Consider the following 9949-nt stretch of genomic DNA (forward strand, 5'->3'; position numbering starts at 1 on the left):
CCCTCCGAAGAGGTGTCCGGGCCCCAGGTGCCTCACGACGCCGTCGCGAGGGTGCTGCTACTGGTTCTGGTTCTCACCGCGGTAGTACTCGTACACCCAGCCCCACAGGCCGATCAGGATGACCGGTGCCGAGAAGTACATGAGCCACCAGCCGAAGATGACGCCGCAGAAGGCGAGCGCGCCACCGATGGCCAGCGAGAGCGGCTGCCAGCTGTGCGGGGCGAAGAACCCCAGCTCGCCGGCCTCGTCGGCGACGTCGGCCTCCAGGTTGTCCTGGGCCATCTCGTCGACGCGCTTGGCCGTGAAGGCCAGGTAGTAGCCGATCATCACGCTCAGGCCGAAGGCCAGGAAGAGCGCGGTGGTGCCTACGGGCTCCTTCGACCACACGCCGTACACGACGGCCATGATCAGGATGAAGAAGGAGAGCCAGAGGAACATCTTGCCCTGGATCTTCACTTGCCGGCCTCCTTGCCACCGGTGACGGCAGCGGCACCGACGCCGTGGTGGTCCTCGAGGTGGTCGAGGGCCGCGATTTCCGGGTGGTGCAGGTCGAACGCCGGGGACTCGGAACGGATCCGCGGCAGGGTGAGGAAGTTGTGCCGCGGGGGCGGGCAGGACGTGGCCCACTCCAGCGAACGGCCGTAGCCCCAGGGGTCGTCGACCTCGATCTTCTTCCCGTACTTCGCCGTCTTCCAGACGTTGTACATGAAGGGCAGCATCGACAGGCCGAGCAGGAACGAGCTGATCGTGGAGATCGTGTTCAGCGCGGTGAAGCCGTCGGCGTCGAGGTAGTCCGCGTAACGACGCGCCATGCCCTCGGTGCCGAGCCAGTGCTGCACCAGGAAGGTGCCGTGGAAGCCCACGAACAGCGTCCAGAAGGTGATCTTGCCGAGGCGCTCGTCCAGCATCTTGCCCGTGAACTTCGGCCACCAGAAGTGGAAGCCGGAGAACATCGCGAAGACCACGGTGCCGAAGATGACGTAGTGGAAGTGCGCGACGACGAAGTACGAGTCGGAGACGTGGAAGTCCATCGGGGGCGAGGCCAGGATGACGCCGGTCAGACCACCGAAGGTGAAGGTGATCAGGAAGCCGACGGCCCAGAGCATCGGTGTCTCGAAGGACAGCGAGCCCTTCCACATGGTGCCGATCCAGTTGAAGAACTTAACACCGGTCGGTACCGCGATCAGGAAGGTCATGAAGGAGAAGAACGGCAGCAGCACACCGCCGGTGACGTACATGTGGTGGGCCCACACGGTCACCGAGAGGCCGGCGATCGCGATCGTCGCACCGATCAGACCGATGTAGCCGAACATCGGCTTGCGGGAGAAGACCGGGATGACCTCGGAGATGATGCCGAAGAACGGCAGCGCGATGATGTACACCTCTGGGTGTCCGAAGAACCAGAAGAGGTGTTGCCACAGCAGGGCGCCGCCGTTGGCCGCGTCGAAGACGTGCGCACCGAACTTGCGGTCCGCCTCCAGCGCGAAGAGCGCGGCGGCGAGCACCGGGAAGGCCAGCAGGACCAGGACACCGGTCAGCAGGACGTTCCAGGTGAAGATCGGCATGCGGAACATCGTCATGCCGGGCGCGCGCATGCAGATGATCGTGGTGATGAAGTTGACCGAGCCGAGGATCGTGCCGAAGCCCGAGAAGGCCAGACCCATGATCCACATGTCGGCGCCGATGCCCGGCGAGCGGACGGCGTCCGACAGCGGGGAGTAGGCGAACCAGCCGAAGTCGGCGGCGCCGTTCGGCGTCGCGAAGCCGGCCACCGCGATGGTCGAGCCGAAGAGGTACAGCCAGTACGCGAACATGTTCAGCCGCGGGAACGCCACGTCGGGCGCACCGATCTGCAGCGGCATGATCCAGTTCGCGAATCCGGCGAACAGCGGCGTCGCGAACATCAGCAGCATGATCGTGCCGTGCATCGTGAACGCCTGGTTGAACTGTTCGTTCGACATGATCTGCGTGCCCGGACGGGCCAGCTCGGCGCGCATGACGAGCGCCATGATCCCGCCGATGATGAAGAACACGAACGACGTGACCAGGTACATCGTGCCGATGGTCTTGTGGTCGGTGGTGGTGAGCCACTTGATGACCACGTTGCCCGGCTGCTTGCGCCGTACCGGCAGCTCGTTCTCGTACGAGTCAGCTGCGGCGGCACCCTGGGATTCGTTGAGGATGCTCACAGTTTATTCGTCTCCGCGTTCCGGGCCGGGTCGGTCTGCTTGATGCCGGCCGGGAGGAAACCGGTCTGCCCCTTCTCCGCAAGCTCCTTCAGGTGCGCCCGGTACTTCTCGGGCGAGACCACCTTGACGTTGAAGAGCATCCGGGAGTGGTCGACGCCGCAGAGCTCGGCACACTTGCCCATGAAGGTGCCTTCTTGGGTCGGGGTGACCTCGAAGACGTTGGTGTGGCCCGGAATGACGTCCTGCTTGAACAGGAAGGGGACCACCCAGAAGGAGTGGATGACGTCGTTGGACGACAGGATGAAGCGGACCTTCTCGCCCTTGGGCAGGAAGAGGGTCGGCCCCGGGTTCCCCGTCTGCGGGTTGCGGTCGCCGGGGACACCCTTCTGGTAGACGCCCTCGGCGCCGGCCGGGAAGTCCTTGGTGAAGCGGTCCGGGATGGAGTCGAGCTCCTTGGGGACCTGCGTCATCGTCGTCGGCTCGGACCCGTTCGCACCCTCGGCCTTGGGCAGCGCCCTCGGCTTGGGGGTGTTCGCGTCGCCGTCGACGTCCTCGACGTAGTTGAAGCCCCAGCTCCACTGGAAGCCGACCACGTTGATCGTGTGCGCCGGCTTCGGGGTGAGGGCGAGCAGCTTCGACTCGTCACGCGCGGTGAAGTAGAAGAGCACGGAGACGATGATCAGCGGGACCACGGTGTACAGCGCCTCGATGGGCATGTTGTACCGGGTCTGCGCCGGGACCTCGATCTTCGTCCGGCTGCGCCGGTGGAAGATGACGCTCCAGATGATCAGGCCCCACACCAGAACGCCCGTGATGAGCGCGGCCGCCCAGGATCCCTGCCACAGGGAGAGGATGCGCGGTGCCTCCTCGGTTACCGGAGTCGGCATTCCGAGGCGGGGGAAGTCTTTCCATGTATACGAGCAACCAGTGGCGGTCGCCAGGACCACGCCCGCAGTCAGCGCCTGCAGCAGCTTCCGCCGCATCGGGCGCCGCGGCGAGCGGTCGGAGCCGTAGGGACTCACGTAGCGCCTTCCCGAGAGTCTCGGCCCGCGCGGCCGGCCGCGGCCGTGTTCGGGTCGGTCGCCGGCCCTGACGCAGGCAGGGGTTTGGATGTTTATGCGGACCAAACCCTACTGGACGCTATTTGGGGTCGCGCGGGGAGGGTGCCCAACGCGCCGCTACTGACCCCGAAGGGGTGGTTCCGCCGTCCGGGGGACGGTGCGAACGGCCCTGAGGGGGCGCCTCCGGAAGACATCTGACGGCCCCTGACCTCGGCGCCCCGCGCCCTGCGGTTAGCGTGGCCGGATGCCGTACTTCGACAGCGCGTCCGCCGCTCCCCTGCACCCCGTGGCCCGGCAGGCGCTGCAGGCCTCCCTCGACGAGGGCTGGGCCGATCCGGCCCGGCTGTACCGGGAGGGCAGGCGCGCCAGGCTGCTGCTGGACGCGGCGCGGGAGGCGGCGGCGGAGGTCGTGGGGTGCCGGGCGGACGAGCTCGTGTTCACTCCTTCGGGGACGCACGCGGTTCACACCGGCGTCGCCGGGGTCCTCGCGGGCCGCCGGCGCGTCGGGGGCCATCTGGTCGTGTCGGCGGTCGAACACAGTTCTGTGCTCCACGCGGCGTCGGCGCACGAGGCGGCGGGCGGCTCCGTCACCGAGGTCCCGGTGGACCGGCTGGGCGCGGTGACGGCGGCGGGCTACCGCGGGGCGCTGGGCGCCTCCACCGCGCTGGCCTGTCTCCAGTCGGCCAACCACGAGGTGGGCACGGTCCAGCCGGTGGCCGAGGTGGCCGAGGTGTGTGCGGCGGCCGGGGTGCCGCTGCTCGTGGACGCGGCGCAGTCGCTGGGCTGGGGGCCGGTGGAGGGCGCCTGGTCGGCGCTCGCGGCCAGCGCGCACAAGTGGGGCGGCCCGCCGGGGGTGGGGCTGCTCGCCGTGCGCAAGGGGGTCCGGTTCTCCCCGCAACACCCCGCGGACGAGCGGGAGTCGGGCCGTTCCCCCGGCTTCGCCAACCTCCCCGCGATCGTGGCCGCGGCGGCGTCGCTGCGGGCGGTGCGGGCGGAGGCGGAGGCGGAGGCCGCCCGGCTGCGGGTACTGGTCGACCGCGTCCGGCGGCGGGTGGTCCGGCTGGTGCCGGACGTGGAGGTGGTCGGCGACGCGGACCGCCGGCTCCCCCACCTGGTCACGTTCTCCTGCCTGTACGTCGACGGCGAGAGCCTGCTGCACGAGCTGGACCGGGCCGGCTACTCGGTCTCCTCGGGCTCCTCGTGCACAAGCTCCACGCTGACCCCCAGTCACGTGCTGCGGGCGATGGGGGTGCTGTCGGAGGGGAACGTACGGGTGTCCCTGCCCGTGGGGACCACGGCGGAGGAGGTCAACGGCTTCCTGGAGGTGCTGCCGGGCGCGGTGGCGGGCGTACGGGAGAAGCTGGGCGTGCGCGAGGCCCCGGCGGCGGCTCCGGTGGCGGACTCCGTGGAGCTCGACGCGCTCGGCCTGCGGTGCCCCCAGCCGGTGATCGAGCTGGCGCGGGCCATCGGCACGGTTCCGGTGGGCGGGACCGTGACGGTGCTGTCGGACGACGAGGTGGCCCGGCTGGACATCCCGGCGTGGTGCGGGATGCGGGGGCACGCCTACCTGGGCGAGGCGGAGCGCCCCGCGGGCGTGGCCTACACGGTCCGGCGCCTGGTCTGAACCCGGCGGGAACGCGGCCGGACCCCGCCGCGGGAGCGCGGCGGGGTCCGGTCGGGTACGGCGGCGGCGACTGAGACGGCCTAGGACAGGTGCGCCTGGACCTCGGCAGCGGCCTCGTCGCCGTAGGCCTTGGTGAAGCGCTCCATGAAGTGCGCCCGGGCCAGGGTGTACTCCTGGGTGCCGAGGGTCTCGATGACCAGCGTCGCCAGCATGCAGCCGACCTGGGCGGCCCGCTCCAGGCCGACGCCCCAGGCGAGCCCGGTCAGGAAGCCGGCGCGGAACGCGTCGCCGACGCCGGTCGGGTCGACCTTCGCGTTCTCCTCCGGGCAGCCGACCACGATCGGGGCCTCGCCGACGCGCTCGATGCGCACGCCGTTGGACCCGAGGGTGGTGACGCGGGTGCCAACCTTGGCGAGGATCTCGTCGGCGGTCCAGCCCGACTTCGACTCGATGAGGCCCTTCTCGTACTCGTTGGAGAAGAGGAAGGTCGCGCCCTCCATGAGGGTGCGGATGTTGTCGCCGTCCATGCGGGCGATCTGCTGCGAGAAGTCGGCGGCGAACGGGATCCCGCGCGTCCGGCACTCCTCGGTGTGGCGCAGCATCGCCTCGGGGTCGTCCGCGCCGATCAGGACGAGGTCGAGCCCGCCCACGCGGTCGGCGACGGCCTTCAGCTCGATCAGGCGGGCCTCGCTCATCGCGCCCGTGTAGAAGGAGCCGATCTGGTTGTGGTCGGCGTCCGTGGTGCACACGAAGCGCGCGGTGTGCAGCACCTCGGAGATCCGGACGGACTCGGTGTCGACGCCGTGCCGGTCCAGCCAGGCCCGGTACTCGTCGAAGTCGTAGCCGGCGGCGCCGACCAGGACCGGGCGGCTGCCGAGCTGCCCCATGCCGAAGCAGATGTTCGGGCCGACACCGCCCCGCCGGACGTCGAGGTTGTCGACGAGGAAGGAGAGGGAGACCGTGTGCAGCTGGTCCGCGACCAGCTGGTCGGCGAAACGGCCGGGGAAGGTCATGAGGTGGTCAGTGGCGATGGAGCCGGTGACTGCGATGCGCACGGCGTGGACGCTCCTGCGGAGGACGGCAAGGGGACAGTCAAAACTACCCGGTCGAGGGCCGTGAGCCGACCGGCCGAAACTACCCCGTAGTAGCTCTTTCTTCACGAGAGTCGTGGTGTCTACGGTGCCCTCATGACCTACACCGACGGTTTCGCCTCCCCCGAGTACACCGCCGACGCGCACGGCGCGGAAGGTTCGCGGCAGCCCGGTTTCGCCGGATTGCTGGGCGACTGCGCCCGGATGGCACCGCACTGGGCGGTTCCGGCGGGCCCGCGCCCGGTCCGGGTGGCGCCCTCGGAGCTCCACGGGATCAGCGTCCCGCCGTCCTCGGCCCGCCTGATCGCCTCCACGGCGGCGTACGGGGACCAGTAGGCCCCCGGAGGCGGGGGGAACCGCTTCCGCGTCTGTTCCGTCACACCCGTATCAGTACGACGGACAGGTGAAGGAGCGATGCGGTGACCAGCGAAGAACCCGACACATCACGCGGTACACGACGGCGGCCGGCCTGGGCCATCGGCTCGATCGCGGCCGCCGTCCTGCTCGCGGGCGGCGGTACGGCGTACTGGGCGTCCACCGCCCACGGCGACGGCGCCACGGGCGGCCGTACGGGTGACGCGGCGGCCTCCGCGCCCCGCGAGGCCGGGGGCCCCTCGGGTCCGGGCATCGCGCCCGGTGAGCCCGACCCGTCCGGCGGCGGGGTGGTCTACCGGGCGGACGTGAAGCTCCCGGAGGCCCCGGCGACGGCGCCGGCGTTCGCCGCGTCCGGCGAGGTGACGGCCGAGGATGTGTCCCGCCTCGCGGTGGCCCTCGGCATCACCGGCGCCCCACGGCTGACCGGCGACTCCTGGCTGGCCGGTGAGGCCGCGGACGGCTCCGGGCCCCGGCTCACGGTGACCCGCACGGCCCCGGGTACGTGGAACTTCTCCCGCTTCCAGGGCCGGGACCCGGGCTCCGGCAGCGGTGTCGGGGACGACTGCGTGCGCGGCCGGGACACCTGTGGCCCCGCCACCCTCCCGGGGGCCGGCGGGAGCGACGGGAGCGGCGCCGAGACCGGCGCCGGGGCTTCCGGCGGGCCCGTCCCGGAGGAGGCGGCCAAGGCCGCCGCGGCTCCGGTGCTGGCCGCCGCGGGCCAGGCGGGGGCGAAGCAGGACGCGCGTCTGACGCAGGGTTCGGTGCGGGTGGTCGCCGCGGACCCGGTGGTCGGCGGCCTGCCCACGCAGGGCTGGTCCACGCGGGTGGGCGTGGGTGGCGACGGGTCGGTCGTGTCGGGCAGCGGCGAGCTGAAGGCGCCCGTACGGGCGGCCGAGCAGCCGGTGACGGGCGCCGTGGAGGCGCTGGCCCGGCTGAACGCACGGTCGGCCGGGTCGGACGGCGCCGGTCCGGCGCCGAGCGCCTGTGCGACCTCGGTCCCGCTCCAGCCGGACAGCGCGGTGGGGGCCACGGACACCCTGCCGTGCAAGCCGGAGCCGCGGCCGGCGAAGCCGCCGCGCACGGAGACGGTCAGGGGCGCGGTGCTCGGGCTGGCCGCGGGGACCGTGGACGGCGTGCGGGGCCTGGTCCCGGCCTGGCACTTCGAGGTGACGGGCAAGGACGGCGGTCCCGGCCGGACGGTGACGGAGCCGGCGGCCGCCGGGGAGAGCGCGCCGGGGCCGAAGGACGGGCGCACCGTGCCCGGGTTCTCGTACGCGGAGGCGGACCGGAAGCTGACCGTGAACTTCTGGGGCAGCCCGTGCAGCACGTACGCCGTGGAGGCGCGGGAGCAGGCCGGATCGGTCCTGGTGAAGATCACGGACACTCCGACCAAGCCGGGTCAGGCCTGCATCATGGTCGCGCAGGAGATGGCGCTGACGGCCACGCTCCAGCAGCCGCTGGGTGACCGGAAGGTGCTCGACGCGACGACGGGCAAGCCGCTGCCCCGCCAGTAGGGCCGCCGCGGTACGCGACGAGGGCCCGCCTCCGGTCGGTGTGACCGGTGGCGGGCCCTCGTCGTACGCGGGGGCGTCCAGGCCTAGCTGAACGAGTCGCCGCAGGCGCAGGAGCCGGTGGCGTTCGGGTTGTCGATCGTGAAGCCCTGCTTCTCGATGGTGTCGACGAAGTCGATGGAGGCACCGTGCAGGTACGGGGAGCTCATCCGGTCGGTGACGACCTTCACTCCGTCGAAGTCCTTGACCACGTCGCCGTCGAGCGAGCGCTCGTCGAAGAAGAGCTGGTAGCGCAGGCCGGAGCAGCCGCCGGGCTGGACGGCGACGCGCAGCGCCAGGTCTTCGCGGCCTTCCTGGCCCAGGAGGGTCCTGACCTTTTCGGCGGCGGCGTCGGACAGGAGGATGCCGTCGCTCACGGTGGTCTTGTCGTCCTGTACGGACATCTGCATTCACTCCCGAAGTGGGCGGCTCCCCGCCGCAGGCAGGGAAACGTCGGACTCTTGCCGTCGGTGGCAACGAGCGGGGCCGCGGATTCATTCCGGACCCGACGCTTGTTTCAGATATTCATGCTCGCACACCGGGCGCGGAGGCGGGATCCGTGAAGCCGCGGGCTAATTCGTCACATTGACACTATCGGCATCGTCAAACTGACGTGAAGCGGTTATGATAGATAACGTCAAATAGACGAGAAGTCGAAGCGATGCCTCCAGAAGTCCAGAAGTCCTTCGTCGCAGAACAGAAAGGGTGCGTGTCGTGACCACCGCCCAGCCTTTGGACGTCCAGCCGACGCCGCTTGCCCTGCTGCTGCTCGGCCGCGAAGCCGACCCGAAGAGCGAGCGCGGGGTGGAATGCCCCGGTGACCTGCCCTCTCCGTCGGACCCGAACCTCGTGGCCCGCGCCCGCGCGGCCAAGGAGAAGCTCGGGGACAAGGTCTTCATCCTCGGCCACCACTACCAGCGTGACGAGGTCATCGAGTTCGCCGACGTCACCGGCGACTCCTTCAAGCTCGCCAAGGACGCGGCCGCCCGGCCCGAGGCCGAGTACATCGTCTTCTGCGGCGTCCACTTCATGGCCGAGTCGGCGGACATCCTGACCTCGGACGACCAGAAGGTGGTCCTGCCCGACCTGGCCGCCGGCTGCTCGATGGCCGACATGGCCACCGCCGAGCAGGTCGCGGAGTGCTGGGACGTCCTGACGGAGGCGGGTGTCGCCGGGGCCACGGTGCCCGTCTCGTACATGAACTCCTCCGCCGACATCAAGGCCTTCACCGGCAAGCACGGCGGCACGATCTGTACCTCGTCCAACGCGAAGAAGGCCCTGGACTGGGCCTTCGAGCAGGGCGAGAAGGTCCTCTTCCTCCCGGACCAGCACCTGGGGCGCAACACCGCCGTCCGCGACATGGGCATGTCCCTGGACGACTGCGTGCTCTACAACCCGCACAAGCCGAACGGCGGCCTGACCGTCGAGCAGCTCCGCGACGCCAAGATGATCCTGTGGCGCGGGCACTGCTCGGTCCACGGCCGGTTCTCGGTCGACTCGGTCAACGACGTGCGCGCCCGCATTCCCGGCGTGAACGTCCTGGTCCACCCCGAGTGCAAGCACGAGGTCGTGGCGGCCGCGGACCAGGTCGGCTCGACGGAGTACATCATCAAGGCGCTGGAGGCGGCCCCGGCCGGCTCCAAGTGGGCCATCGGCACCGAGCTGAACCTGGTCCGGCGCCTGGCGAACCGTTTCGCTGCCGAGGACAAGGAAGTCGTCTTCCTCGACAAGACGGTCTGCTTCTGCTCGACGATGAACCGCATCGACCTCCCCCACCTCGTGTGGACCCTGGAGTCCCTGGCCGAGGGCAACCTCGTGAACCGGATCCAGGTCGACAAGGAGACGGAGAGCTTCGCGAAGCTCGCCCTGGAGCGGATGCTCGCGCTCGTCTAGGACACGGCCGTGCGCGGTCCGGGCCCGCGGGCCCGGACCGCGCCCGCCCGGGGGGGGGGGCCCCCCCCGGGGCCCCCCCCCCCCGGGGGCCCGCCGGGCCCCCCCCCCGTGCGGCGCCCGCGACCCCCCGGGCCGGGGGGACACCCGAGGGGCGGCCCCCCCGCGC

The 9949-nt window shown here is 70.7% G+C and carries 9 protein-coding genes; 4 read left to right on the forward strand and 5 right to left on the reverse strand.

Going from position 1 to position 9949, the window contains the following annotated elements; all coding sequences use genetic code 11:
* Nucleotides 1-57: 57 nt before the first annotated feature.
* Genes ACFWTC_RS04000 through coxB form a run of 3 tightly spaced genes read right to left on the reverse strand, consistent with a single transcriptional unit; the run spans nucleotide 58 to nucleotide 3211 of the window.
* Entirely contained in the window at nucleotides 58-456 is a 399-nt protein-coding gene (locus tag ACFWTC_RS04000; protein WP_267720843.1) for a cytochrome c oxidase subunit 4, read from the reverse strand.
* Nucleotides 453-2189, reverse strand: a complete 1737-nt coding sequence (gene ctaD, locus ACFWTC_RS04005) for a cytochrome c oxidase subunit I (RefSeq protein ID WP_383922173.1) — start codon at nucleotides 2187-2189, stop codon at nucleotides 453-455. The genes ACFWTC_RS04000 and ctaD overlap by 4 nt, the downstream gene beginning before the upstream one ends.
* Nucleotides 2186-3211, reverse strand: coding sequence for a cytochrome c oxidase subunit II (gene coxB / locus ACFWTC_RS04010; protein WP_383922170.1), 1026 nt, complete (start codon nucleotides 3209-3211; stop codon nucleotides 2186-2188). The genes ctaD and coxB overlap by 4 nt, the downstream gene beginning before the upstream one ends.
* 283 nt (nucleotides 3212-3494) lie before the next feature.
* Here coxB and ACFWTC_RS04015 point away from each other — a divergent pair, with 283 nt between their 5' ends.
* Nucleotides 3495-4874: a cysteine desulfurase/sulfurtransferase TusA family protein gene (locus ACFWTC_RS04015; protein WP_383922167.1), complete on the forward strand. Its 1380-nt coding sequence runs from the start codon at nucleotides 3495-3497 to the stop codon at nucleotides 4872-4874.
* An 80-nt stretch (nucleotides 4875-4954) separates the two neighbouring features.
* On the opposite strand, the gene ACFWTC_RS04020 is transcribed toward ACFWTC_RS04015, so the two are convergent.
* The gene (locus tag ACFWTC_RS04020; RefSeq protein WP_383922164.1) at nucleotides 4955-5929 is read right to left on the reverse strand and encodes a carbohydrate kinase family protein; all 975 of its coding nucleotides are present in this window, start codon (nucleotides 5927-5929) and stop codon (nucleotides 4955-4957) included.
* 132 nt (nucleotides 5930-6061) lie between these two features.
* Here ACFWTC_RS04020 and ACFWTC_RS04025 point away from each other — a divergent pair, with 132 nt between their 5' ends.
* A complete protein-coding gene (locus ACFWTC_RS04025) occupies nucleotides 6062-6301 on the forward strand; it encodes a hypothetical protein (RefSeq protein ID WP_383922161.1) in 240 nt (79 codons plus the stop codon).
* A gap of 83 nt (nucleotides 6302-6384) precedes the next feature.
* Nucleotides 6385-7854: a hypothetical protein gene (locus ACFWTC_RS04030; protein ID WP_383922158.1), complete on the forward strand. Its 1470-nt coding sequence runs from the start codon at nucleotides 6385-6387 to the stop codon at nucleotides 7852-7854.
* Nucleotides 7855-7937: 83 nt separating this feature from the next.
* On the opposite strand, the gene ACFWTC_RS04035 is transcribed toward ACFWTC_RS04030, so the two are convergent.
* Nucleotides 7938-8294 (reverse strand): iron-sulfur cluster assembly accessory protein, encoded by a 357-nt coding sequence (locus ACFWTC_RS04035; protein WP_267720836.1) that lies wholly within the window; start codon nucleotides 8292-8294, stop codon nucleotides 7938-7940.
* A gap of 301 nt (nucleotides 8295-8595) precedes the next feature.
* Between ACFWTC_RS04035 and nadA the strand changes: the two genes are divergently transcribed.
* On the forward strand, nucleotides 8596-9783 hold the full coding sequence (gene nadA / locus ACFWTC_RS04040) for a quinolinate synthase NadA (protein WP_383922155.1): 1188 nt from the start codon (nucleotides 8596-8598) through the stop codon (nucleotides 9781-9783).
* Nucleotides 9784-9949 lie beyond the last annotated feature (166 nt).

This window comes from Streptomyces sp. NPDC058619, assembly GCF_042717785.1.
Classification (GTDB): Bacteria; Actinomycetota; Actinomycetes; order Streptomycetales; family Streptomycetaceae; genus Streptomyces.

Bases quoted from the DNA above. Each gene is read 5' to 3' on its own strand.
- ACFWTC_RS04015 (WP_383922167.1), top strand. From the start codon at position 3,495: ATGCCGTACTTCGACAGCGCGTCCGCCGCTCCCCTGCACCCCGTGGCC.
- ACFWTC_RS04025 (WP_383922161.1), top strand. From the start codon at position 6,062: ATGACCTACACCGACGGTTTCGCCTCCCCCGAGTACACCGCCGACGCG.
- ACFWTC_RS04035 (WP_267720836.1), bottom strand. From the start codon at position 8,294: ATGTCCGTACAGGACGACAAGACCACCGTGAGCGACGGCATCCTCCTG.